Source organism: Agrobacterium sp. CCNWLW155 (assembly GCF_036888815.1).
GTDB lineage: Bacteria > Pseudomonadota > Alphaproteobacteria > Rhizobiales > Rhizobiaceae > Agrobacterium > Agrobacterium radiobacter.
This window is the reverse complement of the sequence record NZ_JBAKFW010000011.1, coordinates 20,918-47,040: the sequence shown is the minus strand read 5'-3', so window position 1 is coordinate 47,040 and position 26,123 is coordinate 20,918. Positions and strand designations below refer to the sequence as shown.

25 protein-coding genes are annotated in these 26,123 nt (G+C 57.1%); 10 read left to right on the top strand and 15 right to left on the bottom strand.

What is annotated here, in order from left to right; all coding sequences use genetic code 11:
- Positions 1 to 34: 34 nt before the first annotated feature.
- Entirely contained in the window at positions 35 to 931 is an 897-nt protein-coding gene (locus V6S97_RS23710) for a LysR family transcriptional regulator (protein WP_060726712.1), read from the bottom strand.
- 125 nt (positions 932 to 1,056) lie between these two features.
- Between V6S97_RS23710 and V6S97_RS23705 the strand changes: the two genes are divergently transcribed.
- The 4 genes from V6S97_RS23705 to V6S97_RS23690 all read left to right on the top strand — a co-directional run bounded on the left by V6S97_RS23705 (position 1,057) and on the right by V6S97_RS23690 (position 5,483).
- Complete coding sequence (locus tag V6S97_RS23705) at positions 1,057 to 2,028, top strand: MBL fold metallo-hydrolase (protein ID WP_060726711.1); 972 nt, start codon at positions 1,057 to 1,059, stop codon at positions 2,026 to 2,028.
- A 35-nt stretch (positions 2,029 to 2,063) separates the two neighbouring features.
- Positions 2,064 to 2,633 carry a pyridoxamine 5'-phosphate oxidase family protein gene (locus V6S97_RS23700; RefSeq protein ID WP_060726710.1) on the top strand — a complete coding sequence of 190 codons (570 nt, stop codon included), beginning with the start codon at positions 2,064 to 2,066 and terminating at the stop codon, positions 2,631 to 2,633.
- Between the two features lie 344 nt (positions 2,634 to 2,977).
- Positions 2,978 to 4,222 carry an MFS transporter gene (locus tag V6S97_RS23695; RefSeq protein ID WP_020010259.1) on the top strand — a complete coding sequence of 415 codons (1,245 nt, stop codon included), beginning with the start codon at positions 2,978 to 2,980 and terminating at the stop codon, positions 4,220 to 4,222.
- A gap of 352 nt (positions 4,223 to 4,574) precedes the next feature.
- Positions 4,575 to 5,483, top strand: a complete 909-nt coding sequence (locus tag V6S97_RS23690) for a helix-turn-helix domain-containing protein (protein WP_060726709.1) — start codon at positions 4,575 to 4,577, stop codon at positions 5,481 to 5,483.
- A gap of 199 nt (positions 5,484 to 5,682) precedes the next feature.
- Here V6S97_RS23690 and pyrF (V6S97_RS23685) read toward each other — a convergent pair whose 3' ends face one another.
- Genes pyrF (V6S97_RS23685) through pyrF (V6S97_RS23655) form a run of 7 tightly spaced genes read right to left on the bottom strand, consistent with a single transcriptional unit; the run spans position 5,683 to position 11,381 of the window.
- Positions 5,683 to 6,336, bottom strand: coding sequence for an orotidine-5'-phosphate decarboxylase (pyrF, locus tag V6S97_RS23685; RefSeq protein ID WP_020010257.1), 654 nt, complete (start codon positions 6,334 to 6,336; stop codon positions 5,683 to 5,685).
- A complete protein-coding gene (locus V6S97_RS23680) occupies positions 6,333 to 6,641 on the bottom strand; it encodes a hypothetical protein (protein WP_060726708.1) in 309 nt (102 codons plus the stop codon). The genes pyrF (V6S97_RS23685) and V6S97_RS23680 overlap by 4 nt, the downstream gene beginning before the upstream one ends.
- Positions 6,638 to 7,762 carry an aminotransferase class V-fold PLP-dependent enzyme gene (locus V6S97_RS23675; RefSeq protein WP_060726707.1) on the bottom strand — a complete coding sequence of 375 codons (1,125 nt, stop codon included), beginning with the start codon at positions 7,760 to 7,762 and terminating at the stop codon, positions 6,638 to 6,640. Before V6S97_RS23675 ends, V6S97_RS23680 begins: the two co-directional genes overlap by 4 nt.
- A complete protein-coding gene (locus V6S97_RS23670) occupies positions 7,746 to 8,681 on the bottom strand; it encodes a hypothetical protein (protein WP_112292881.1) in 936 nt (311 codons plus the stop codon). Before V6S97_RS23670 ends, V6S97_RS23675 begins: the two co-directional genes overlap by 17 nt.
- Before the next feature lie 54 nt (positions 8,682 to 8,735).
- Positions 8,736 to 9,962 (bottom strand): aminotransferase class III-fold pyridoxal phosphate-dependent enzyme, encoded by a 1,227-nt coding sequence (locus tag V6S97_RS23665; RefSeq protein ID WP_060726705.1) that lies wholly within the window; start codon positions 9,960 to 9,962, stop codon positions 8,736 to 8,738.
- Position 9,963: 1 nt separating this feature from the next.
- A complete protein-coding gene (locus tag V6S97_RS23660; RefSeq protein WP_060726704.1) occupies positions 9,964 to 10,524 on the bottom strand; it encodes an NUDIX hydrolase in 561 nt (186 codons plus the stop codon).
- Positions 10,524 to 11,381, bottom strand: a complete 858-nt coding sequence (gene pyrF, locus V6S97_RS23655) for an orotidine-5'-phosphate decarboxylase (protein ID WP_223565233.1) — start codon at positions 11,379 to 11,381, stop codon at positions 10,524 to 10,526. The genes V6S97_RS23660 and pyrF (V6S97_RS23655) overlap by 1 nt, the downstream gene beginning before the upstream one ends.
- 369 nt (positions 11,382 to 11,750) lie before the next feature.
- On the opposite strand from pyrF (V6S97_RS23655), the gene V6S97_RS23650 reads away from it, so the two are divergent.
- Both V6S97_RS23650 and V6S97_RS23645 read left to right on the top strand, forming a co-directional pair.
- Positions 11,751 to 12,941 (top strand): ATP-grasp domain-containing protein, encoded by a 1,191-nt coding sequence (locus V6S97_RS23650; RefSeq protein ID WP_162266709.1) that lies wholly within the window; start codon positions 11,751 to 11,753, stop codon positions 12,939 to 12,941.
- 14 nt (positions 12,942 to 12,955) lie between these two features.
- Positions 12,956 to 14,242: an aminotransferase-like domain-containing protein gene (locus V6S97_RS23645; RefSeq protein ID WP_060726702.1), complete on the top strand. Its 1,287-nt coding sequence runs from the start codon at positions 12,956 to 12,958 to the stop codon at positions 14,240 to 14,242.
- 299 nt (positions 14,243 to 14,541) lie between these two features.
- Here the strand turns inward: V6S97_RS23645 and tmk are convergent, their stop codons facing one another.
- Both tmk and V6S97_RS23635 read right to left on the bottom strand, forming a co-directional pair.
- Positions 14,542 to 15,228 (bottom strand): dTMP kinase, encoded by a 687-nt coding sequence (gene tmk, locus V6S97_RS23640; protein ID WP_060726701.1) that lies wholly within the window; start codon positions 15,226 to 15,228, stop codon positions 14,542 to 14,544.
- Entirely contained in the window at positions 15,221 to 16,444 is a 1,224-nt protein-coding gene (locus tag V6S97_RS23635; RefSeq protein WP_111791766.1) for an MFS transporter, read from the bottom strand. The genes tmk and V6S97_RS23635 overlap by 8 nt, the downstream gene beginning before the upstream one ends.
- A gap of 272 nt (positions 16,445 to 16,716) precedes the next feature.
- On the opposite strand from V6S97_RS23635, the gene V6S97_RS23630 reads away from it, so the two are divergent.
- Positions 16,717 to 17,727: a hypothetical protein gene (locus V6S97_RS23630; protein WP_060726699.1), complete on the top strand. Its 1,011-nt coding sequence runs from the start codon at positions 16,717 to 16,719 to the stop codon at positions 17,725 to 17,727.
- A gap of 383 nt (positions 17,728 to 18,110) precedes the next feature.
- On the opposite strand, the gene V6S97_RS23625 is transcribed toward V6S97_RS23630, so the two are convergent.
- The 5 genes from V6S97_RS23625 to V6S97_RS23605 are packed head-to-tail and all read right to left on the bottom strand — an operon-like array spanning position 18,111 to position 22,200.
- Complete coding sequence (locus tag V6S97_RS23625; RefSeq protein WP_334427810.1) at positions 18,111 to 18,854, bottom strand: ABC transporter permease; 744 nt, start codon at positions 18,852 to 18,854, stop codon at positions 18,111 to 18,113.
- Between the two features lie 2 nt (positions 18,855 to 18,856).
- Positions 18,857 to 19,861, bottom strand: coding sequence for an ABC transporter substrate-binding protein (locus V6S97_RS23620; RefSeq protein ID WP_060726697.1), 1,005 nt, complete (start codon positions 19,859 to 19,861; stop codon positions 18,857 to 18,859).
- A gap of 19 nt (positions 19,862 to 19,880) precedes the next feature.
- Positions 19,881 to 20,648 (bottom strand): nucleoside phosphorylase, encoded by a 768-nt coding sequence (locus tag V6S97_RS23615; protein WP_060726696.1) that lies wholly within the window; start codon positions 20,646 to 20,648, stop codon positions 19,881 to 19,883.
- A complete protein-coding gene (locus tag V6S97_RS23610; RefSeq protein ID WP_060726695.1) occupies positions 20,645 to 21,409 on the bottom strand; it encodes an ABC transporter permease in 765 nt (254 codons plus the stop codon). The genes V6S97_RS23615 and V6S97_RS23610 overlap by 4 nt, the downstream gene beginning before the upstream one ends.
- On the bottom strand, positions 21,409 to 22,200 hold the full coding sequence (locus V6S97_RS23605) for an ABC transporter ATP-binding protein (RefSeq protein ID WP_060726694.1): 792 nt from the start codon (positions 22,198 to 22,200) through the stop codon (positions 21,409 to 21,411). Before V6S97_RS23605 ends, V6S97_RS23610 begins: the two co-directional genes overlap by 1 nt.
- 481 nt (positions 22,201 to 22,681) lie before the next feature.
- Between V6S97_RS23605 and V6S97_RS23600 the strand changes: the two genes are divergently transcribed.
- From V6S97_RS23600 to V6S97_RS23590, 3 genes are read left to right on the top strand one after another with little or no spacing between them, the layout of a single operon-like run.
- Positions 22,682 to 23,524, top strand: coding sequence for a dihydroorotate dehydrogenase electron transfer subunit (locus V6S97_RS23600; protein ID WP_077998783.1), 843 nt, complete (start codon positions 22,682 to 22,684; stop codon positions 23,522 to 23,524).
- The gene (locus V6S97_RS23595) at positions 23,524 to 24,459 is read left to right on the top strand and encodes a dihydroorotate dehydrogenase (protein ID WP_112277340.1); all 936 of its coding nucleotides are present in this window, start codon (positions 23,524 to 23,526) and stop codon (positions 24,457 to 24,459) included. Before V6S97_RS23600 ends, V6S97_RS23595 begins: the two co-directional genes overlap by 1 nt.
- Complete coding sequence (locus V6S97_RS23590) at positions 24,459 to 26,123, top strand: Zn-dependent hydrolase (RefSeq protein WP_112277341.1); 1,665 nt, start codon at positions 24,459 to 24,461, stop codon at positions 26,121 to 26,123. Before V6S97_RS23595 ends, V6S97_RS23590 begins: the two co-directional genes overlap by 1 nt.

The following is a 26,123-nucleotide window of genomic DNA, read 5'->3' as shown; positions in this document are numbered from 1 at the left end:
ATAGAGTCAATCGGTGGTGGGTCCTGATGGGAATTTAATGGGCCAGTCGATCGCGCAAGCGGGGCGTAATCCAATCCAGGAAGCATCGAACCTTCGTTGGCAATGGATCGGCTGGTCCGTAGACGACATTCACGGGTAGCGGTTCCGGCGCAAATTCCACAAGTACTTCCTGCAGGGCGCCAGAACGTAACTGGTCTGCAATCTGGTAGGAGAGCACGCGGATGATGCCGATACCCGATACGGCCGCCTGAATTGCGGCCTCTGTCGTGTTGACCGCAAGCCTTGGGCGGGGTTCGACATTGAAGGTCACCCCGTCGCGGCGGTAACGCACTTCAGGCGCGGTCGCGAAGCCCTGAAAGCTTATACCGTCGTGCCGGACGAGGTCGTCGGGGTCAAGCGGAACGCCCCGCCGGGTGAGATAGTCAGGGCTGGCGCACACGACCCGGCGGACTGCGCCAACACGTGTTACGATCAGCGCGCTATCGGTGAGATGTCCAATGCGAAGGGCGACATCAACATGTTCATCCGACAGACTTATCTGGCGGTCCGTCAGCGTCAGCCGCATATCGATTTCGGGTTGCTCCTTGAGGAATTCCAGTGCAAGTGGCAAAACGTGACGCTCGCCGAAAGTAATTGGCGCGGTTACATGCAGCCCTCCGCGCAGCGCGCCGTAGTCGCCGCTGGCCTGCCGCTCTGCCGCCTCCAGTTCCTCCAAAATACGCCGTGACGCGGCGACGTAATTTCGTCCTTCATCCGTCAAGGTCAGGCCGCGGCGCGTCCGCAGCATCAGACGGGCGCCAAGGTGCTTTTCGAGGTCGGCGACCTTGCGGCTGACGGTGGCGAGCGGGGCCTGCAAACGCCGTGCCCCCGCCGAGAGGCTGCCGGCGTCGACCACCGCGAGCAGGACTGACATCGCTTCGAACCGATCCATTCTATCCTTCCGTAAAATGAGAGGGAATCTCCCGGAATCGTAGGATACCGTATCGGTTTTGGATATCCTAGTTTTCATGATGTCGAGGGGCCTTCCCTCATTGCCAGAATAAGGAGAAAGACGTCATGCCCAATCTTTCGCGTCGTGCCTTTGCCAGCGCTCTTCCTTTTGGCCTCCTCGGGGGCGGACTGATCCATGGCGCGCAGGCCCTTGCCGCAACACCGGAACCGGTTACGACGCTGGCCAGCGTAACGCCGCTGGCGCAGATCCGCGTCGGCCGCTTTACGGTGACCGCGCTGACGGACGGCCATGCAGATATGCCCTACACCTTTTTTCCCGGCCGTGACCCGGCCGAGGTGGAACGGCAGGCAGTCGCCCAGTTCACCGCCAGGCCAAGCGGCGTGCGGTTTCTGTTCAACCAGTATCTTGTCGACGATGGCCAACGTCGCATCCTGATTGATGCAGGCGCAGCGGGCTCCATCGGGCAAACCGGCAATCTGCCGCAAGCCCTCGCCAGGCTTGGTCTGCAGCTTGATCAGATCGATGCGGTCATCGTGACGCACATGCATCAGGACCACATGGGCGGCCTGATCGCCGGCGGCAAGAACAATTACCCGAATGCGGAGGTCTATATCGATCGGCGCGACGTCAGGCATTGGACCGACCCCGCCAAGCGCAGCGGCGCACCCGAATTCCTCCAGACGAGCTTCCAGATGGCGGAAGAAGTGGTGCGCCTCTACCCCAGACTTCAGGCGATCGATGGAGAGCGTGAAATTGTACCCGGCGTAACGATTGTCGACCTGACCGGCCACACGCCCGGCCATATCGGCGTTCGGGTGGAAGATGAGGGAAAGAGCCTTATCATGGTCTCAGACATGATCTTCCCGGTCGTACATCCAGGAGCGACCGACGTGTTCTTTCTGTTCGAGCAGGACCAGGCAGCCGCCAAGGCAATGCGTGATCGCTTTTTCCCTCGCGCCGCGTCGGAAGGCGCACTGATTGCCGCCACGCACATGCCGTTTCCGGGGTTAGGCCATGTCGTTGCCGACCGTGGACAAATCCGTTGGCAGGTTGCGGATTGGGCTTTGCAAGACTGAGGCCGGTTTCGGCCGCCTGGAGAGGCAGATGGAAAATGAGAAAATATCTTGATATTGCAACAACGTCCTCCGTGGCGGCCGCACAGGATCACTATGGAAGTGCCGAGCGATGGGCGCGCATTGCCGCGCGCGGCGGCGCCGATGAGACGCCCGGAAGCCAGCGCCTCGGCCCCGCAGAAGCAGCCTTCATTCGGGAACGCGACGGTTTTTATCTCGCCAGTGTTTCAGAAACGGGCTGGCCTTACGTCCAGTACCGGGGCGGGCCGGCCGGCTTCCTCACCACACTCGACCCGACACTGCTCGGCTTTGCCGACTTTCGCGGTAACCGGCAATATATCACGACAGGCAATGTGCAGGTGAACGATCGCGTCTCGCTGTTTCTGATGGATTACGCGCATCAGCGCCGCCTGAAGATTTTCGCCCGTATGCGGATCATCGACGCAGCAGATGATCCATTGCTGGCAAAGAGGTTGACCATGCCAGACTATCCTGCCCGGGTGGAACGTCTTGTCCTCATCGCCGTGGAGGCATTCGACTGGAACTGCCCCCAGCATATAACGCCGCGCTTCACACTTGCCGAGCTGGAACGTTGGCGCATGGACTGACCAACGCCCCGTTTTCAGGGCTTCGGGAACTTTGTCGAGCCGACGGGGACGGGACATAACCCGCTTCGTCCATCCCCGCGTGCATGTAGGACGATCTGGTCAGGATTGGACTCATTGGTTTTCCGGAGTTCATGCTGCAGCCTTTGTTACGAACGGGAATTCTCTACCGTTCCCCGGACATTCGAGGGCGCATTTGTTGCCTCGTGCGACATTGAATATTGGTCATGCGCGTCTCGCCCAAGACGTTTTCAAGCGACTGTCTAAATACTGAGATAAATATTGACGATTGAGACATTGATGTGGTCTATTCTTCTTTTCGTCGTCAGGTCAAAAAGGGGAACAAAATGACCATTGACACTGCGTATCGTGAGGAAGTGACTTCATCGAGTCCGAGTGAAGTGGATGGAAAGGCCAAGAAGGCGATGCTGGGCGCCGCTATCGGTTATGCGATGGACGGGTTCGATCTGCTGATCCTCGGGTTTATGTTGAAAGCAATTTCGAGCGACCTCTCCCTGAGCCCGGGTCAGGCGGCATCGCTCGTTACCGCGACGCTCATTGGCGCCGTCATCGGGGGCGTTCTGTTTGGCATGCTCTCCGACAGACTGGGCCGTGTCAAAGTTCTGACCTGGACCATCGTACTTTTTGCCGTCTTCACTGGACTTTGCGCCCTTGCACAGGGCTATTGGGACCTTCTTTTCTACCGGACGATGGCCGGCCTCGGCCTTGGCGGTGAGTTCGGCATCGGGATGGCCTTGGTGGCCGAGGCCTGGCCGGCAAACAAACGCGCCAGAGCGTCATCCTATGTCGGTCTGGGGTGGCAACTTGGTGTCCTGGCAGCGGCGATTGTGACGCCAATGCTCTTGCCTGTGATCGGGTGGCGGGGGATGTTCGCGATCGGGATTTTCCCGGCTGTCGTTGCCTACTTCATTCGAAACTCCTTGCACGAGCCCGAGGTTTTTGTCGCAAACAAAGCCGGAAAATCTACCAAATCCTCGCTGCGACTTCTTGTAAAAGACTGGGACACCACAAAACTCAGTATCGGGATGGCTATTCTCTGCTCGGTTCAGAATTTCGGCTATTACGGCGTGATGATCTGGCTCCCGAATTATCTTGCTACCCGGTTTGGCTTTGCACTGACACAATCGGCGATCTGGACGACCGTGACGATTGCGGGGATGGCACTGGGCATTTTTATGTTTGGTCACATTGCAGACCGGATCGGTCGTCGTCCTGCCTTCTTCGGGTACATGTTCATGGCCGCTGTTATGGTCGTGATCTACTCGCAACTGACCGACCCATACGAATTGCTGGTGGCAGGTGCAGTTATGGGATTCTTCGTCAACGGAATGCTTGGCGGTTACGGCGCCCTTATCAGCGAGCTTTTTCCGACCGCGGCCCGCGCTACCGCACAAAATGTCCTCTTTAATGTCGGACGCGGTGTCGGTGGATTTGGTCCCGTCGTGGTTGGCACTATTGCTTCGTTCTACGGATTTGAACTGGCTATCGCGCTGTTGGCGACGTTGTATATTCTCGACATGGTCGCCATGTGGCTCCTGATCCCGGAACGGCGCGGACGTGAGCTTTCCTGACGATTGAGCGAGCATCAACGGCTGCAAATTCGACACCCTGCCGCAGAACTCGGCAGGGTGAACCCGACTGGCAAGCGGAGCGAAATGTTGAAATGATGCCGCCCATGCGGCGTTTTCGGCGCAACAGGAAGATGCATTGATTTTTCGCAGCATAATTTCCGCCTGCCCGTCACTGCAAGGTTCAACGGTCGTCCCATCGAGCGATTGCTTGGCGGTATTTTATCGGGGGGGGTCTAGAAGTTTAGATTTGTATAAATACCATGCAGGCATTGTGGCATGTTGCCCCGATCCTTCCGGTATGCGAACGGTATCGCTCATGTATTAGTCTTTGAAAGTTGGCGGCGGCATCAGGATGACTGACGAAACTGCATATGATGATGTAATTCGGATCGACGAGATTGGTGCGCGATTGCAGGCCTATCGTATCGGTCACGGTCTTTCGCCGGAGGAAATGGCGAAACGTCTCGGCATTTCCCGTGCCGCCCTTTATCGCGCGGAGAAAGGGGAGATTCTCAAGATAGAGCTGCTCGTCAGCATCACCAAGGTGTTGGGCGTTTCTATCCAGAGCCTCCTTGGCGTTGACATCGAATATATTGACACCGCCGGCTCCTTCTTTGAGCGCATGCGTCAGCTCGAGGAGAAGAGCGAGCAGATCATTGGTTTTTTTGGCCCGATCTCTTATCTGCTGACCTCCGAAGTCTACGATGAGATGCTTCAGGAGGTCTTCCTCGATACAGCTCCCATGGATGACGCGACCAAAGACGCAATCCGCCGGTTGATCGATACGTTGAAGGGACGAAAGAAAAACTACCGATTGCGCCGGCCTTTGCTCGTTAGCCTGATCGCCTCCTCAGATCTTGAGCGTTTCCTTCTCCATGGCCTGATTGGTCGCCAGGATTTGCCGGAAGAAGTTCAGAGGCGCCGCCGTGTCATGGCATGCCGGGAAGTGCGCCACATCAGCAGCCTGTTTCGAAAGCAGCCCCTGGGGGTGCAACTGGGGATTCTTCCGCAATCCGTCCCCTCTACCAGCTTCCAGATTTTTCGTCAGGCCGATCACTCGGTGTTGGCTATCAGTCCGTTCCGTTTGGGAGAGCAGCCAAATATTCGCGTCGGGGTCGGTCTGATAACCACCTCCCAGGACGGCGTGCGACTGCATGAGGACATTTCACGTCAAATGTGGGAGCAGGCGCTGAAGGCGACCGAAGCGGCGGACTTCATTGATAATCTGATAGCCAAATACGGTGTGGACGACGACCGGTAGGGTCGAGTGGAACCTCCGGTCTTTCGACGACGCCGCGTCCCGCGCGGCTTACTGTCGCGGAGTAGTTTGCATCAGCCATTTTGACTGACATCAGCCACTGTAGTTCTCCGGCGGCTGATGGTCTGTGGACAGATCCGGTAACTGCCGGAGCGCGCAGTTAACGGGAGAAGCCGTCCCCAAATGGAGACGGCCTCCAGGGTCAGTTCAGCACAGCCGTGACCGCCTGGACGGGATCCTCGGCGTTATAGATCGCGCGCCCGACGATGGAATAGGTGCCCCCGGCTTGCATAACCTCGTTGTGCTTGCCGCCCTGGGCTCCGACGCCGCAGCAAACGATGACCGGGTCGGGACCAATAATGTCTCTGATTTCTGCGATCCTGTTGGGTCTGTTGCCAGGTGCCTGGGTGCCGTAGACCCCCATGTCAGCTGCAAGCCGGGCCATGTCGTTGGCAATTGGAGCGGTAAATAATTTCCCACCCGGATTCGTCAGTTCCAACTGGACAATGATGCCCACGTTATCGCCGGCGGCCTCCATGCATTCCGAAATCCCGTCGGGACCGACAAAGCCGTGCACCATTACGGCTGAACCGCCGTTGTCCGCCACGATTTTCACGATCTGGGCACTCGTATGCGGAACGTCGGCGACCTTGAGGTCAGCAAAGACAGGCTTCCCGTAACGGTCTGCCAGTTTGCGGATCGTTGCAGCGCCCTCCCGCATTACCAGAGGGTTACAGACCTTGATAACATCGACATATTCACTGATGACATCGAGTACCCGGGCATTCTCATCGAAAGAGGGCAAATCCGCCGCGAATATAAGACCGGTGCGTTTTTCTCCCAGAAACTTGCTCATTGTTGCAACTCCATTCTCGTGATCAGATCGTGAAAAAATGCAAGGCCGGATTGCGCGTCGATCAGCCGCGAGAGCGAGAATTCGCATTCCGCGTTCAGCGTGAGCAATTCTCCGTCCGGGCCGTGCGCCACCAGTGCGGCGGGCTGCCTCAGTCGCAAGGTTCGCCAGCGGTCCTCAAGCAGCAGCGTGGCGATCTCGTCGAGTGTCGTCGACCTTAGATGGCCTACCAGGTGGACACGGTCGGGCTCCTCTGCGCAGGGGCGTGGTTCTTCGATTACAAGGCGATCGGATCGATATAGCGTCATGGCCGACCCGTCTCCTCTGCGACAAAGTCCGCAAATATCTGCACAGCCTCTACAGCGCTACGGATCTCGTCTTCACGAGTGAACCGGCTGATGCTGAAGCGGAGGGTGCCGACGTTTCCCAGACCTAGTTCTTCGTGAATTGTCGGGGCGCAGTGAAGCCCTCCCCTAGCGATTATGTCCTGGCTGCGCAGAAAGGGAATCCAGTCAGCTTCCGGTGAGCCCGGCAGCTTGCAGGCGACAACGCCTGAACGCTTCTGATAGGGTCGCCGCCCGAGAGGCTGGATGCCGGGAACCGACTGAAGTCCGCTCCAGAGCATCTCGGTGAGGTTTTCGATCCGACGGCGAATGTCGTGAGCACCGTCATTCTGCTCTTCAAGTGCGGCGCCCAGTGCAAGTATCGCCGGTAAATTCGGTGTGCCAACCTCGACGAAATTCCCGCCAGTATCGCCGAGCGCGAGTTCAGCTGAATTGCTGCCGGTACCGCCAAGAATAAACGGAACAAGCCTGCGGCGCGCTACAAGCACGGCCGCACCAGGCATTGAATGCAGATGCTTGTGAGCCGGAAATACGATGAAGTCAGCGTCATCCAGATCGTCAATGGGGCAAAAGCCGACCGATTGTGACGCATCCACGAGCACAGCCGCTTTCGGAAATCGCGAGCGGATGCGCCTGATGAGCGTCGTCACATCATAAACAGAACCGGTGACGTTACTGGTGTGGGTCAGGCAAACCAGTTTTGGCTCGTCAATGACGTCGAGGAAGGAAAAGTCGGGTTCCTCGTGAAGATCATGAACCCGAGCAACCTGCCAACTGACGCCCGGTATTCCGTTGAGTGTTCTCAGAACCGCGTTGTGCGACCGGTTGTCGGTGACGCAATGGTCTCCCAGACCGACATATCCCCGGATTACGGCATTAAGCGCCAGCGTCGCATCCGAAAGGAAGAAGAGATGCGTGTGGTCCACGCCCAGCAGCGAGGCTATGCGCCCCCGCACCAGTTCGATTTGCGGCTCAGCGCTGTGACGCACATCCGATGGTATCGATTGCAGCGCCGCGGAATAGGCCTCTACCGCAGAGATGGCCTTTGGATATCCTGTGGTGGCATTGTTAAGGTAGACTGACATGATACACCGGCTGTGGAGAGGTGAAGGAGGGAACAGCTGACTGTGAAAAACGGTCCTGTAGATCACGCTCACAGTTGCGGCAGTTGACGCACAGCGCCGGATATTCCTTCCATATGTGCGGCATAGGGATGCGATCCAGCGCCCAAGCGGTGACGCACACGGATGAATGGAAAAGCGGCACGAGGCCCTGTGCCTTTACGGCGGCGACGAAGGTATTGAAATCGTCATCCAGCGGGCGCGCAGTGAGACTGGCGTGCACAGGATGAGTATAGGCCGAATCCTGCTGCTGCGTCGTTGTGTAGAGCATCCCGACACAGATCGCATCGGGTCGTTCCGCTTCCAGAACCTGGAGGACATGATCCAGGTCCTTCAGCGTGGCAGGCAGGAATGGCTTCAGATACATGCAGACGAACACACCGTGCTTGCGCGCCAAGGCGAAATTACGAATTCGATCGGCGACAGGGGCAGCCCGTGGCTCGATTTTGCCGGCCTTGGCGAGTGACGAGAAAGAGGTGAAGAGCACGACCTGATTAGGGTAGGCATGGGTGCTGATCACCTCCAGCGCAGCCTCCGGAACCTTTTCCTTCGTCGGAATCTGCACCGGATTGCCAAGCGAGAGCACTGCGCGCAGCACACAGAGAACCTTCTCTGTCGATCGTTCGTTCTTGAAGGGTTCGGAATCCGGGCAGAGCGAGACAATCGTGCCGTTGCGACCCGGCCGGAAATAGGGGGACTGAAGCAAGGCTTCGGCGCTGTTGGAAAGTGCGGCATCATCGACGAACACCTGGGGTCCCGCCGGGGAGATGATATAGCAATAGGAACAACCGCTACCGCAGCCCCGCGTCGTGATATTGATGAACACCCGGTCGCCCGGCTCATCGCCCTGATTGAGAAAATGGATGTGGTCTGGAAAAGGCATTCGCAACTCCTACGAGGCAGATGACCGACTAGCGGTCTGCAAGCGGTTCTTGGATCAGGCGAATAATGGCAAAGATGCCCTCAGAGCCCGCTCGATGCGTGCGGACAGGTCGGACCAGTCAATCTCCGCGTGGGAAAGACAGAAGAAGGATGGGTGCCCCTGAAGGAGCAATATGCCGTGATCGGCAAAGATGCGGGGTATCTTCGCCCGCAGACCGAGATTGTTTTCTATGTCTTCGCTGAAGCGTAATTCAAACAGCGATCCCCCGAGTATCAGCTCGACATAGATCTGGTCTCCAAGGCCGACGTTTGCTGCAGCGTTGGTGAATACATTGACGAAGCGCTCGGAAATTTCTCCAAACATCGAATATCCATGCAGCTCTTCCATGAGCTGATGCGTCGCCGAGGCGGCGAAAACGCCCAAAAGCTCCTTGCAATAGGTTCCGCTTATCTTCGCCTCGAGGTAATCACTGGACATGGATGGCGGGCCGACAAGCAAAGAGACCGGGGCGCCGTTTCCGATTGCCTTGCCAAGCACGACGTAGTCCGCGTCAAGACCGACTGCGGCGAGCGCTCCCATAGGTGAGACCCGTCCTGCGGTTTTTGTTTCATCCGCCACGACCTGAACACCACGATCGCGGCAGAGTGCAATCGCTTCGGAGAGATCCGCCGGCGACATCAATGACAACTGATAGGCGTCAAATAACAACGCGGCATAGGTATCGGGCGCATCGTCAAGAATCTGTCTCAGGCTGTCAATCCGCAGATCAATCCAGTTGACCACGGGTTCGCTCTCGCTCATCCCGCGAGTGAAAGAATTGGGGCGGATTTCACTGCGGTGCGGCGATGAAAGCCGCTCGTGCCATCGTGGACTGTTGCCGATCTGTGCGTCGTGCCAGCCTATATAGCCGCATCGGATCAGACCTTTACGGCCGGTTTTCTTGCACGCCAGCCGAGCGGCTGCAGTCATGGCGTCAGAGGAGTGCTTGAAGTAGCCGACGCTGTGATTTTGATAGGCCTCAGGCAGAAAGGCTTCGAGAAAATCGACGTGTTGTCCGGCATAACCCGGGAAGTGTATTGCGCCAGCCGCTTTCTGCCGGAAAATACTTGTGAAATCAGGCCGCGCATGACCCAGCACAACCGGCCCAAAACCCAGGATGAAGTCGTAATAATTGCGGCCCTTGGTATCTGTAACGAGCGCACCGCTGCCCTCCCTGAAGAGGATTTCCTCCCCGTTTGACAGAAAAAATTGACAAACACCCGATGTTGCAAGCCTTACCATGTCACTCCCTCAATGTGAGTAAATCTCTTGTCGCGTCATCAGGCGAAACTTGCCTGGCGGACGCGCGGTAAATGTTCAGCGAGAATCTTGCGGAAGGTGCGAGATCCGCGGCGCTGAATGCGTGCGGATCAACCAGATGGAAGCCACTATTTTTTGCCGGTTCGGTAACGGTCAGGGGACCGGAGCGCCAGCGGCAGATATAAGACACGACAATCCACTTCGCAGATGCTCCCGACGCTCCTTCCCGTTCATGCTGGAGGCGCATGTGAGAAAACCGCTCGATTTCAATTATGGCCGCTGTTCCGACTTCTTCTGCAATTTCCCGGTGCAATGCGTCCCGAAATCGCTCTGAGTCGTGGCATTGCCCCCCAATCCCCTCAAGGAGGCCAATATTGTCGCGGCACATCGGTCCCCTCTTGATGAGAACCACTTGCCCTTCATCGTTCAGAACAAGTCCTTCAACGGCAAAATTGGTTGTATTGATATCGATGCCCAGCCGTGAGCGGGCCACAAAGAGTTCAGCAATATCCGTGGGTTCCGGGAAGGATAAAAGTGTAGGCATCAGCGCCCCTGCTCTTGCAGCAAGCGAGCTGAACGGGCAAAGCCCGCGATTGTCTCGCGAAGCCGGTCTCTGTCAGGTCCTGCCGAAAGGATTGACCGGGAGACTGTTGGGATTACACGCGATGCACTTGACCCGAACATTTTATGCGCGTCCTGCATCGTTGCCCCCTGTGCGCCGATACCCGGAGAAAGGAAGAGGGATCGGGGCATCGCATCCAGAAGTGTTGCGCTTTCGGCTCCGCCCGTAGCGCCGACGACTGCGCCAACCGGCCCGATATCGCCCTCATTTTCCAGGGCGTCGTTCCAGGCCGTGATGGATGTTGCGACATCAAGAGCGACGCTGCGCCCCTGCGTCATGGCGGATTGAACGGATGCGCCCTCTGGATTGGACGAGCGGACCACCACAAATACCGCCGTCTCCGTCGAAGCCGCTCGCCGAAACAGGGGCGATAGCGCCGAGGGTCCCAGATAAGGACTGGCGGTGACTGCGTCGGCACCGAAGGCGCTTTCGGGCCCAAGCCATGCGCTCGCATAAGCTTCCATGCTCGAACCAATATCGCCGCGCTTTGCATCAGCGATAACCAGCAGGTCCCGCGACTTCGCCTCGCTTATGAAACGAGCAAGCAATTGCATGCCTTCGGGCCCAAAGGATTCAAAGAAAGCCACTTGCGGCTTAACGATGCCGGCCAGCCCGTCAAGGGCGTCAAGAAGCACGCGACAGAGCTGTGCCGCTCCCTGTGCATCGGGCGCAAGCCCCCACGATTGAAGAACCGTGGTTGACGGGTCGAACCCGACGCAGAGTGGTGACACCTTTTGAGCGGTTCGCATAAAGCGCGAGGAAAAGTTGGCGGATGACATGAATACCCTTTTTCGTCATTTCGTCTTAATAATGAGATTATGTTCATAAAAAACTCAAGCCAAAATTGTTGTTTTTAAATCCGAACACCGGATGGTGCTTGCGGGCTTTATATCTAAGTAAATGTTAAATATAGATATTATTGAAAGTTTTATTTTCCGCCTGACGGCATTTTTGGCGCCGTCAACGCTATATTTAGCATCTTGCTTGTCTCAATAAATGTACTAATGTCAGAAAACATCACGATCAAGTTCGCCATCGAGCGACGGCTGCGGAGGAAGTGCGGCTCTTTCGCCATTCCGCCCCGTGGATCAGGGAGATCGAAGAGCAGCCCTTTGGAAGCAGGCGTCCGAAAACATTCGGATCGGTGTTTGAGCAAAGAACAGGAGCGGGCATTGGCAAGAATTGTAATACTCAACCGGGTTGATCCGGAGCGCGTCCGGTACAATCAGGTAATCGACCACGATATGCATGAGGTGACCTATATCGGTCAGTTCCTCGACGGGGTGTCGCCTGCGCGAGCACGGATCATCACCGCCAAACTGTCCGACCTTGATCCGGATGCGCTACCGGCGCTGATAGAAGAGGCATGCGCGAATTGCGACTGCCTGGTTGCACGCGGTGAGCGTGACCTCATTCTCGCCGCCCAAATCCGTGAACGGTTCAATATTCCCGGCGACACGGTCGCAAAGGTGCTCCCGATCCGCGACAAACTGACAATGCGAATGTCAGTCCGTGGATCAACCGTCAGGCAGCCCGCATTCTGGTCGCTTGCACAATACAAGCGCGCGAGTGGCCGGATACCGCTCCATCAGACACTGGTGCTCAAGCCGCGACTGGATGCAGCCAGCAACGGTATCTGGATCGGTTCACGAAATGAACTTGATGCCCGCGTCGAAACCCTTCGTGAGACAGACTGGCTCGTCGAAGAATATATCCCCGGCGACATCCTTCATCTTGACGGGCTTTTGCAGGGGGGAAAGCTGGACATCCTGCAAGCGTCGAAATACGTCAATACGTGTTTTTCCTATGCGGCTGGCTCAGCCCTCGGCTCAACGCAAATCGAAAATCCCGAATGGGCGAGCACGGCTGTAACGGAGCTTTCCCGCCTGCTCAACTATTCCGACGGCGGGTTTCATCTCGAAATGATTGTTGACGGCAATGGTCAACCACATTTTCTGGAATTCGCAGGGCGCATCGGCGGCGCCTATATCGCCGAAGCCTTCGAGTTAAAGACCGGAGTCAATCTCCACCACGCGGATTTGCGTTGCGCGATTGGCGAAACTGCAAACGTTGTCCTCGGCCGGGGCGCCCAAGACATGTTCGGGTGGTTCCTCTTTCCTTATGGCGCGAACCTCGATTGCGGCTCGGTCAGGCAGACCTTTGACGACCAGTTCGTCCGGTGCCTGATCAACGCGCAACCCACCAGACCGGACGTTCCTTCCTATAGCGAAATCCATTCGCCGTTTTGCGGGATCGTGCGGAAACCGTCGTCTTGCGAGGACGTCATTCATGAAATTGTCCGTCACGTGACCGCAGTACCCGTGGCCAGCGCATCCTGAACCGGGAGAAATTTATGACGAACGAAAAATCGATATCCCCTCAAACACAAACCTGGGAAAAGCGGTTCGCGGACCGAGCCAGGAACATGCATGCATCGGAAATTCGGGATCTGTTTGCTTTGCTGGGAAATCCCGATATCATTTCCTTCGCGGGTGGATTTCCTGACGCTGATCTTTTTGCCTCTCCGCAGTTTCTTGACGGCTATCAGAAATACCTTCGGGATTGCCCGCAGGTCTCCCTGCAATACTGCGCCAGTGAAGGCTATCTGCCGCTACGACGCTGGATCGCCGGTTTCATGCACCGACAGGGCGTCATCTGCAGTTCAGACAACATCCTGATTACGTCGGGAGCGCAGCAGGCCATCGAATTTCTTTCTCGTCTCTTTCTCGAAAAAGGCAGCTCTGTTGCGATCTCAAAGCCGAGCTACCTCGGTGCGCTGCAAATCTTCGACGCTTATGAACCCGACTACCGCTTTTTCGACGCGAAAGGGAAAGCTGCAGGGCGCCCGAGCCCAGACACCGACGACGCCAGTCCATTGAAGCTCATCTATGCCAATCCGGACTTCTCGAACCCGACGGGTGAAACGATGGGAACATGCGCGCGGCGTCGGCTGCTTGCCCTTGCACGCGATAATGACATCCCCCTGGTCGAGGACGCGGCCTACAGCGCGTTACGATACGAAGGAAGCACGCTTCCTTCAATCATGCAGCTCGATATCGAGGAATGTGGCTCGATCGAAAACTCTCTTGTTGTCTATTGCGGCAGTTTCTCCAAGACAATGACTCCCGGCATGCGGATCGGCTGGATATGTGCTGCAACCCCCCTTATCCAGAAGCTGGTGTTGCTGAAGCAGTCCAGCGACCTCAACAGTTCAACGATCAACCAGATGGTAATGCACCGCGTTGCAGCTGAAATGTTTGACGAGCGTGTGCTTGCCTCGCGGCAGGCCTATCGGCAGAGACGCGACAATCTGATCAGTGCGCTCGAGCAATACATGCCCGACAAGGTCTGCTGGCAGAAACCGGAGGGCGGGATGTTCGTCTGGCTGACGCTGCCGGACGGTCTCGACGCCAATGCTCTGCTTGCCAAGGCTATTGCTCTCGAAGGCGTCGCTTTTGTTCCTGGTCGCCCCTTCCACCCCGATGGTTCGGGCCGGAATACGCTTCGCCTCTGCTTCACCTCCTGCCCACCGGAGCGCGCGCGGGAAGGCATCAAGCGACTGAGCCGCCTGATCATCGATGAAATGGCGGATCTCCGTTCAGTCGCGCCGCCGGAAATGGTACCGGTTCCCGGTCTCTGAGAGAGATTTTTCAAGCCTTGTGTGCTGTATGCGGGGCGTTGCAGTGCAGTCTGGCGCTTGCCGTGATTTCTGACGGTTGGGAAGCGTACTGTCCCGCACGAGGGCGGCGGGAGAACCATGCCGCCAGGGCGGGAGACCAGGCGCGCGAAGGCATGGATATCATGCCTCTCGACTTTCAGGCCGCTCCTCCAGACGGGGTCGCTGCGTCTCAGGTACGTTTGTCTACAGAAAATGCGGGCAGGACGCCGCGGTTGTGTATGACGAACGTTGGGAGCGAGAGGCGTTTTCCGGGAAGTGCTTCAAATGCGCAAACCGGTGGCGCCGGCAGGCGCGGGGCGTCTTGTCGTCACGTCTGAAGCGGGCGCAACCAGCTGCCATATCTCACGGAACACCTCTTCCCTTTCCGCTTGGGCCGCCACTATGTTCAGCTCGGGTGCCAGGCTCCTGAAGTTATCCATAACGCGGTTGATGGTCTCGATTGAATTTTCTTCGTGCTTCAGCTTGTCGCCATCGCGCGCCAGCAGCCGTTCCCTGACAATCTCTGCTTTGACGTCGAGATAGATCGCACAGTCTGGCCGGGGAATCCCCTGATTGATCGTCCGGATGAACTCCGGGTCGATCCCCCTGCTCCGAAAAAAGGCGACAGAAGAGAATACATAGCGGTCGCTGATGACTGTCTGGCCACGCGCAAGTGCAGGTATTATGACGTTGCTGCAGTGCCGCACCCTGTCTGCTGCCGCAAACAATGCGAGTGCGCGGACGGTTTCCGGCGTGCCGCCACTGTTCAGGAACTGCTGGACAAGTTCGCTCTGGCGATACCAGTCCGATGGCTGTCGGGTCAGGACGACATTATGGCCGAGTTCAGCGAGCCGTCTGTGCAGAAGTTCGATCTGTGTCGTTTTGCCTGCGCCGTCGAAGCCCTCGACTGCGATTAACCTTCCAGGCCAGCGTGTTTGCGCCCAGGTGAAGGAATGAGTTTTAGTCATGCGCGTCTCTTTCCGTGGTTGCTTGCCCGACGGCTGCGCCGGCAAAATTGGTGGTGAGATAAATTGCTGCTGCAATTACGACGACACCCAGGCCCCAGAAGACATAATGGGTTCGTACGCTTTCCACCCCCGTCAGCGCCGGCATTGAAAATACTATCAGTCCAAAGGCGCTGGTGACCGCCTGGGTATATGTGCGAACCCTGCCGATCGTTTCCATGTCAGCCAGCTCGATCATTCGCCCGTCGCACAGGATCTTCGAGAACGAGAATGCAAAGCCCATCAGAAGATACAGACCCGCGACCGACATGGAGTTCAGTGAAAACGATACGGTGGCGGTGAAAAGCCCCAGGGCGACGATGGAAAGATACTCGAAGCCACCCAGGCCGGACCGTCTCAACAAACGCGCGACGCAGGCCGCGGCGGCGATGCCGCCGACTGACCAAAGTGCATCAATCAGCCCATATAGCTCGCTGCCGCCGTCAAGTTCGTTTTGCACCAGAAGCGGGAGCATAACATTCGACAACTGACCGACAGAAGTGCTTAAGCCAATCAGAAGAGCCAGCCGGCCAAGTTCCGGCTTGCGCAGGAAGAACCGATAGCCTTCCCCCATCTGCGCTACATAGCTTTTCCGCGCACTGACCGGTGGATTTGCGTCCGGCAGGCCGAGCAGGCAGACTACGACGAGAGCGCATAGAGCGGAACCGACGATGAAACCCGCATGGATCGGCAGCCACATCAGAACGACCCCTCCAAGGCCCGCCCCTGCAATCATCGATCCCTGCCGCAGACCGTTGGCAATTGCATTTGTACGCTTAATGTCGCCCTTGTCGACGATGGACTTCTGAATAGCGTCGAGGGCTCCGCCCTGGACAAGCGCCGCTGCGGCAATGCAGGCGGCGATGAGAAGAAGCATCCCATAGGACGGCGCGTAACCGAGCAAATGTGCAAACCAGGGCGTTGCCATCGCGCATCCGAACAACGTCTGTCCGAATATCGCCAACCGTTTTCTGCTGCGCCGGTCGATCAAGGCTCCGACACTTGGTGCCAGGATTACGTTCATGAGATGACCAACCAGAAAAGCTATGCCCACGAGAGCTACCGATCCCCCGATCAGTGCCGATGACCATCCGAGGGTAATCACCCAGAGGCCTCGGGTGACGCCAGCAAGCGTTATCGCCGTAAAATATCGGGAAATCAAAGGCGCGCGCCTCCTCATATTCTGAAAAAGTCTCAAAATTGATATATTATGGAGATTGATCACGCAATATATATTTTGAAACTTCGGCAGCCTCGCGCCGCGGCTTCCCTCGATACGTCGAAGATACGGCGTTTTGACGGAAAATTACTACAATATTGCATTTTACGGCATGTTCCGACGTTACTTTGAACCTCTTGCGCGCCCATCCCACGGTTGTGGCGGATGGTTGACAATGAGAAAAGTATAAATAATGATACGTTATTCGCAATCGTAGCCCTAGCAGGTGTCAAATGAATCTTATGCCGGCCACGCCATCGACATTCTCGTTTTTAAACGGCCACCTGCGGATTGATCGCGATGAAATACTGGCCCGCTGCCGACCAGCTGAGGGCGATATCGTCGTTTTGTCGGGGACGCTGGTGGAGGGTATCGGGAACAAGCACTCTGACATCGACGTCTACGTCATATGCGACGAGCTTCCGCCGGTCAGGCACACTGGCGATCACAGTTTCTTCATTGAGCAGAACGGCGGATTGCGCACTTTCGTCGACTACATTCGTGAAGATGGCGTGGCTTTTGACGTCGAATATTATACCCGAGCCGAGGTCGAGGCGATGAAGGATGATGTTCTGGCGCTTTACCAGCTGGCGCGTCGGGGAACAAAGACCTTGCGCAAAAAGCTTCCCCTTTCGTCCGAAGATGCGCTGCACAAGATGCAGGTCGGCATCACGGTCACGGGCAACAGCGAATTTGTGCAACTGTTTCCGACAGACTTCTGGGAAAAACTCTCCTTCGTCCAATACCGTAATCGGACCGGTGGCTATCCCGAATTCAAGGATTTGATGGGGACATGGGGTTCCGGCGACTTCGATACCAGCTTCCTCGTCTGTACCATGTTTTTGATGGATCAGGCGGCCGGACTTTGCCATCTCGCCGGGAGCACCAACGCCAAGCCCAAATGGGTCATGCAAAACCTCAAGCGCCTGCCAGAACCGTTGCGTCCCCTGGGTCAGGAAGTTATCGCCTGGTACGGCTCCGCAGGCAGTGCAATATCCGACAGGAAGGCAGCAGTGCTTGCAGCCTGTGAATTGATGACCAAAATCTATGAGGCGAATACAGCGCTCCTAAACGCCAGCGGCGATATTTTCTACTCGGCTGAAGAAGCTCTGCGCCTGACGCAGGAGGAATTCATGCGAGAACCTTTCCACGACCCGCAAACGGTCCTGGAGTTCGAATTCCGGCGGCTGCTTTTCAACACCGGCACGCGTTCGGTACGGGAATTCCTCGTCCAGAACGTATGACTGGCAACAGAAACGCGACGATCGGGGAAAAGGCGTTATAGCCACAAGCCGGCACGCCGGATGCTGCATCGGTATGCGATCAGCACCAACGGTCCATAAAAATGTCATCACCATCGGACGCCAGCGTCGCAGTCGACCGGACCACGGCGCCAGACTGCTGTTTCAGGCGGCTTCTGACTGAACTTGCAAATGGCGGGACAAACGCGGATGTGAGAGTCCGCAGCAACGGACCGTGTCTGGTGATTGGAGCCGGCTGGTCTTGTCCGCTATCAGTTCACCCGCCCACGCATGGGTGCACATCGTCGGTGGTTATCGTTTCGCCGACCCTTCGTATATCCCGGCAGTCAGAATCCGCGAAGGAAGACGGCAGAACACCGTGTGCTTCAGGATGACTGGAACCTGCCAACCAGGCGGCGTCTCATCAATTCGACAGCCTCATAAAAGGCCCAGCCGATCAGTGACAGAAGCATGACCATGCCGATGACAACGGATGTGTCACTGTTTTCCTGACCCGACGACAGAAGATAGCCGATCCCTTCATTTGCGCCCATCAGTTCGCCGATGACAGCTGCCGTTATGGCAAGCGTTGTGGCGACTGCCATGCCTGCGAGGACCGACGGTAATGCAGTTGGCAATTCAATGTGGCGGAACCGCTGCCATGGGCTTAACCTGAGCACCGTTGCGAGATCACGGAAGCTGCTTTCCCCATAGCGCAGGCCGGTCATCATGCCGGACATGACCGGAAAGAACGTGACGATCGCGATCAGAACGATCTTCGGAGCCGGCCCGATACCCAGCCACAAAAGCAAAAGCGGGGCGATTGCAATCTTTGGAGCTGTCTGCAGGAGCAGAACGAGCGGCGTGGCAAAACGTTCGACCGGGGGCAGCCGGACAAAGACTGCGCCGGCGAAGACGCCGGCAAGCGTGCCGAGCATGAACCCCGCGACAATTTCAGACAGCGTCACCCACATATGCCGGCCGAGGCTGGCGTTTTTGTACAGGAAACCGAACCTGTGGAATACTTCGACGGGCCCCGGCAAAAGAAACGCCGGCACGTCGAAGAGATAGATGATTGCCGTCCACAGAAAGAAGGTTGCGGTCAGACCCGCCACGCCACGCAGAAGCATCCTTATTGGCCGATCGAATAGGGGTCGATAACGAAATCGGCGGCCTTGGGAGGAGTGTCGATCACCTTGTATTGCGCCAGGATGTCGGCATTCTTCTGCCAGCCCGCCATGTCGGCCGCGCCAAGACCCATTTTCCTGGTAAGGGTGCTCTGCCAGACGGAGGGCACGAATGTCTGTTCAAACGCCGTGGTCAACATGGGCTTTTGATCCCTGGGCCAGGTTGGCGCGTATTTTTCAAGCGCGATATCAAGTGCCTCAGACACGTGGCCGTCTATTACCCATTGGTACGACTGGGTGATTGCAGTGGTGAAGCGCCTGGCAAGATCGGCGTTTTCCGAAAGTTTGCTGTCGCTGGTAACAACCACATTGCCAAAGGAGGGCAGGAAGTCGTTGGACAGAATCATGGTGACCTTGGTACTTTCGGCTTCCAGATTGTATTTTCGCAGTTCGGAAAAGACTATGGCATCGACCTGATCAGCCTGCAGCGACTGGACGATCGCTCCTGTCGCCACGACTTCGACGGAAACGTCGTCAAGTGTCAGGCTGGCGCGTTGCAAACCAACCTGAAGCTGGAGGTAGTTCGGGCTGGCAAGGCTGGTGACGGCGACCCTCTTGCCTTTCAGGTCCGCGTAAGATCTGATTCCGCTCTCTTCCTTCGCCAACAGCGCGCCGATGCCGCGCTGATATGTGGTGTGGATCACCTTGACCGGTAGACCGTTAGCCACAGCGGCAACGACCGCATCACCATTCGGAAAGCCAAAATCGACATTCCCGGCAGCAATGTTGGTGAGAATGTCAGCCGCAGCGGCGTAAATGAATTCAACCTTGATTCCGTTTTTTTCGAAAATCCCTTTCTCCACGCCTGCGTAAAGGGGGGCGTAAAACGGTGCGGCAGCACCGTCGATCTGAAGTATCACCTTGTCTGCAGCGCTCGCCGTCATGGCAACAAGTGGCGAAATTGAAACAGCAATAAGACCGGCCGCGGCCGCGCTGGAAATTTTGAACATCGTTTGACCCCTCGGTTGTTTACGGTCTGGAGAAAGCGCGTCCCGCAATGCGCAGAAGATTTCGCTGGGTGGGCTCGTAATCGTCGAGCCATTCATCTGTGGCGCGATTTCCGTGAATTCCGAGGAGGCAACCGGTTTCAAGTCCGATTGCATTTCCGACTGTCAAAAGGATCTCGCTTTCCATTTCGACGCCAATCGCACCCAGAGCCTGGAAGTGGCCGACGAAATTTCCACACACGTCCCGACCGTCGTCGACAGGCCGGTAGCGGCGGTCCTGGCCCAGATAATAGCTGTCGGTCGACGCGACCATGCCGGTGCGACAGGTGATGCCAAGTTCGGAGGCCGCATCGACCAGGCCGGTGACGATACGCGAGGACGCCTTGGCCTTGCCGCCAGCCATGCGGTAGGTGCACGCAGAGCCGGTATCGCCTACAGCCTGGTTTACTGCGACGAAAGAGCCGGGCGCATATTGCGCCGCCAGCGCCGACATGCCCCCGATGCGCACTACCTTCCTGGCGCCGAGCATGGCAAGTTCCACCAGGGCGATTTCAGTCGAGGGACCGCCAATGCCGGTGGAGCATATGGTCAGTCTCCGGCCCTCGTAGGTGCCGGTTATGACTGCAAACTCCCGCTTGCGACCGAAATCGGTCACGTCCTCCATCATGTCGGCGAGCAAATGGACACGGTCCGGATCGCCAGGCGTTAGAACATTTTCTGCAATGTCGCCAGGCCCGCAGGGCAGATGCGGCGGCCTGCCGTTGTTCCAGGGAAAGGCGGCGCTTGTCATTTCCTCGTCCCCTTCCACGAGAGAAGCCGGTTTTCCAGCGAGGACAAGACGACATGCATCACAAGACCGAGTGCGACGGTCAGCAGAACGGCAGCAAAGAGCAGCGGCGTCTTGTAGGTAGCGGCGGCATAGGTCATCAGGTATCCAAGTCCGAGCTTTCCCGACATCCACTCGGCCAGCACCGCACCAACCAGCGCCTGGACCGCGCCGATCTTCAGGCCGACGAAGATCTCCGGCAGTGCCGACGGAAATTCGATCTGCACAAATCGCTGGATTTTGCCGAGACCCAGAAGTGTCGCTAGGTCCCTCATTTTTGGATCGAGCGTTCGGAACCCTGACAGGGCACCAATAAAGACCGGGAAGAACACAAGCGAGAAGACAAGGATGATTTTGGACAGAACCCCAAAGCCGAACCACACGATGAAGAGGGGCGCGAGCGCAATTTTAGGTGCTGTCTGAAGGATAACGAGCGGGCCGTCCAGCCAGACCGAGAGTGTCGGAAAACGCGTCATCGCGTAGGCCAGAGCGATGCCGGCGATCAGGCCCAGGAAGAGCCCGAGCACGATGTTCTGGATGGTGAAGCCGAGATGCAGCCAGAGATCACCGTTGCTCGCAATGGCGACCAGTGCACCCCAGGTGCGCGCCGGAGAGGGCAGAAGATAGGCAGGCATTGCCATCGGACCAGTAGCAAGCCACCAGAGTGCAAGCAGCGCTGCCAGTGACAGGATATAGTCGATACAGGCGCTGAAGTGCCTCGCCATTATTGCGGCTTCCCGTCACGGGTTTCGCCAGGCGTACGTAAATCGCGGCGAAGCCGGGCGACGAGTGAGTGGTAGGCGGGGTCGAGTTTGGTTTCTTCGCCGCGTGGTCGCGCGAGATTGACCTCATGGATAGATTTCAGTTTGCCCGGGCGCGCGGTCATCACCATGACCCGGTCAGCGAGATAGACGGCTTCTTCGACGCTGTGGGTAACCAGCAGGATCGTTTTTCCGGTGGCCTGCCAGATCCGCAGCAGTTCGTCGTTCAGCGTGTCTCGTGTCAGTAGATCGACCGCGGAGAACGGCTCGTCCATCAACAGGATCGGTGGATCATCCGATAACGAACGGGCGATTGCCGCGCGCTGGCGCATTCCACCTGACAGTTCGCGCGGCAAAGCGCCCTCGAAGCCGAAAAGGCCTACCATTTTGATCAAATCGAGTGCAATCCTGTCCGCCGCAGCGCGAGAAACCCCGGCGGTGTCGAGGGGAAACCGGACGTTTTCGAGGGTCGTTTTCCAGGGAAGAAGAACCGGCTCCTGAAAAACGAAACCTACCGGACGCTTATGGCCGGCAGTGTCGAGCCTTATGGTGCCGCCGCTTGGGTGGTCAAGACCGGAAATCAGGCGGAGGAGCGTCGATTTCCCGCAGCCTGAAGGCCCAACGATCGCGATGAATTCGCCTGGCCTGACGTCAATGGTTAACGGCTCCAGCGCAGTCACCGTCCCGTGGTCAGCGACAAACGTCTTATGGATGCCTGCGATATCGATCATCGGCCCGGATTGCGTCACCCTCATTTCTCCGTATCCCGAACAAGAAACCGGCGTCGCCCGACTGCCTTCCCTGTCTGTCAGTTTTAGTCGCGTGAATAGAAAGGTTTCACAAAAAGTTTCACAAAGCAAGCCAAGTTCTCAAAGATGAGACTTATACCAATAACGTGTTTTTGACCGAAGTAATTCCGGCGTCGGCGGCTCACAGCGCGTCCCCGCTCGACAGATTTGTACCGAAGTCGCCGGTAAACCCGCCGCAGCCTGATTATTAATGCGATAAATCTCAATTTTGAGAATCTTGTTGACTTTTTATGCGTTGAGGGACATGTTTTGTTTTTGAACGCAGGAGTGCACATGACACTTTGTTGCCTTATCGCCCGACGCTGATCTGGGTTTTGGTCGCACGATGACGGTGTTTTCCGTCTGCGTACTTTCCTCTCCGTCTATGCTTGCCTCAACAGCGGACTTGGCCCCTGGAGGATAGCCCTTTTTTCCCCGGATTCACGACATGTCAGCCAGTCTTTGTGCTTTTCCAGCTTCTGCTCCTCTTCCACCCCGTCGATCCATTCATGAGGTCGAGACGATCATAAAACGACACGAGCCGGTAAACGGCCAGTACCGCCTGGTGGTGCTCTCGGCCCCGGATTCAGTCCTCGATTGCCGGCCGGGCCAGTTCTTTCACATTCTTTGCCCTCAGACGGATCGATTCCAGCCATTTTTCCGTCGACCGATGAGCATCTACTCGTATGACCTGGAAGAAGGAGAGCTTGCCTTCCTCTATAAGGTGGCTGGTGCCGGCACCCGTGCGCTGTCTGAACTAAAGGCAGGCGACACGCTCGATATCGTCGGCCCAATTGGCCAGGGTTTCGAATTAAAGGCTGAATGGCAACGGCCTCTTCTTCTAGCGCGGGGTGTAGGGCTGGCGACCCTTGCGCCGCTTGCCAGGGAATGTGCGTACACGGGGCGGCGACTGACCGCGATTTGCAGCGCGCGCTCTCCCGAGCTTCTTATGTCTACAGATCTTTTTCGCGCTTATGGCGCGGAAGTCATCACCGTTACCGATCTGGAAAGCAATTCAGGCGTGGAGAGCCTGACACCGCTAATCGATAAGCTGGTCGAAAGCCACCAGGTCGATTCTCTCTTCACCTGCGGGTCGGCCCGCCTGATGCGCATGGTGCAGGACATCGCTACCAGGCATGCTATTGGGGGTCAGGTTGCACTGGAGCAGCACATGGCGTGCGGCATTGGCATGTGCCAGGCCTGTGTACGACCCTTCAAGCGCTCGGCAGAGGCAGTCAATCTCAGGGTCTGCCGTGAAGGTCCTGTCTTTGACCTCGATGAGGTGCTGTGATGACGGATCTTTCCACGCGGATCGGAACTCTGTCGCTAAAGAACCCGATCATGCCGGCGTCCGGTACATTCTCCGAAGAATTGGCGGATGTTTTCGACCTTGACTGCATTGGTGCGCATGTGACCAAGACCATCACCCGAGAAAGGCGTTCAGGCAACCCTGTGCCGCGTGTCTGTGAGATCCGTGGTGCAATGCTGAACTCGATCGGGATACCAAGCAAGGGCGCGGAGTGGTTTGTCAGGAACACAATTCCTTTCTACACGCAGTATGAGGCGCCTCTTGTCGTCAGCATATCCGCGGGAACGGCCGACGATTTTGCCCGGTTCTCCGAGGAGATCAGCATTCCAGGTGTTGACGCGATCGAGGTCAATATTTCCTGTCCCAATATTGAAGATCACGGCAAGGCCTTCGCCATGCGTCCCGGTTCGACCGAAAACGTGATTCGGAAAATCCGTGACGCAACGGATCTGCCTCTCTGGGCAAAGCTGTCGCCCAATACAGGTGAAGTGGTGGAGGTGGCGCAGGCGGCCGAAGCGGCAGGTGCCAACGCACTCGTCGCGGCCAATACCATGCTAGCCATGGCCATTGACAGCCGCACCGGCGAGATCCGGCTTGGGAATGTTATGGGCGGCCTGTCCGGCCCGGCCATAAAACCAATCACGCTGCGCATGACGTATCAGTGCGCTAACGCGGTTTCCATCCCTGTAATCGGTTGCGGGGGCATCTCTACGGTTGATGACGTCATCGAATATCTGATGGCCGGCGCACGTGCCGTGCAGGTGGGCACCGCCACTTTCATCAGCCCCAATACCATGCCGCGTCTTGTCCGTGAGCTCGAAACTGCGCTCATTGCCCGCGGCCTCGCCAGTGTGGATGCATTAATCGGCACTGCAAAACTTGCCAGAGAAACAATCGCTCTTGCGGAGTATCCCTGATGTCTGCAAGCCTTGCGAACACGGACGAAATCAACGACCTGTCCAGCACAGCCGTCCATCTGTTCAGGCAGGTCGCCAAACAATCCGCTGATCTCGAAGGCGTCAGTCGACCCGCGTTCTCCGATGTCGAAACTGGTACGCTGCAGTTCCTGATGGATTTTGCCCGTGCTGAAGGGCTGGCCGCTGTGTGGGATCAAGGTCGCAACGTCGTATTCTCGCTACCCGAACATCAGACGGCCGATCGCTTTATATTATGTGGTTCACATGTCGACAGCGTTCCTCGCGGAGGGAATTTCGACGGACTGGCCGGGGTTCTGTCAGGTATCATGTGCCTGGTTCGTGCCAGGCGAGAGGGCAACAGCTTCTCCCAGCCGGTAAAGGTCATTGCCATGCGCGGCGAGGAAAGCGCATGGTTTGGTCCCTGCTACGTGGGGTCCAAAGCTCTTCTTGGCGTACTTTCACCGGAGGAACTTGCCGCAAGACATCGAGGTGACGGACGGACGCTTTCCAACCATATGGAAGCCGCAGGCATCGACATGGAGCCGATCCGCGCCGGCAGACCGATTATCGACGCGAAACGTGTGAGCGCCTATCTCGAGGTCCACATCGAGCAGGGTCCTGTTTTGGTAGAGCGCAATCTGCCGACCGGGATCGTGTCGGGTATACGCGGTAATTTTCGTTACAGAAAAATCGCCTGTTATGGCGAGGCGGGTCATTCCGGGGCGGTTCCCCTCGCCTATAGACATGACGCGGTGCTCGCCATGGCGGAACTCCTCAACGTTCTTGATGCCGCCTGGCATGAATTTGTCGCCGCCGGCCGTGATCTCGTCATAACCAGTGGCATGGTTTCGACAGATCAACAGAAACATGCATTGACCCGGATCCCCGATTTTATAGAGTTCAGTCTGGATATTCGCAGCCAGGATAGCGGGATGCTTAACAGCATGCATTCGTTTGTTCTTGCCCAGATCGCTCGAATCGAGCGCGAGCGCGCGGTTCGTTTCGACACCGGTGAAGCTTTATGGACGAGCCCGGCGATCTGCGATGAGAAACTCATCGCTCATCTGGAGGAGGCCACGAGGGCGACAGGTTCACCCGTTTGCCTGCTTGCATCAGGCGGCGGCCATGATGCGGCGGTGTTCTCGGAAGCGGGAATTCCATCCGGTATGATCTTTATCCGCAATCGCAACGGATCTCATAATCCGCAAGAAGCGATGACAATGGAGGACTTCGACGTCGCGACGGACATCCTCTATCAGTTTCTGGTCAACCCGGTTGCATTACCTTCGAGGGAGCCCTCCCCTCGGGAAAAAGAAAAGGCGAAGAAACCCATGTTTAAAATGATTGCCGATATCATCCGGGAAAAAGGTAACGGCTCTCGGGCTTATCACAGCGCCGCAACCGTGGCCCGGAAGGCCGCGCTGGCGGATCCCGAGCGGGCTGCTGGCTATTTCATTCTTGCGGTGGCAGCCCAGGAGTTTGCCGATCTGCATTATGGCGAGGCCACGCAGGCGGATGTTTTTGACCGCGAACTGGACCGCTTCCAGAATGCCGTAGACACGCTTGACCTGGCATTTGGGGGCTCGGACGCAGACCAGAAGCTGAAGGCCATATCAATGATGGCAATACATTTTATTGCTGGGGAGCAAGGCCAGCAGCTTTAA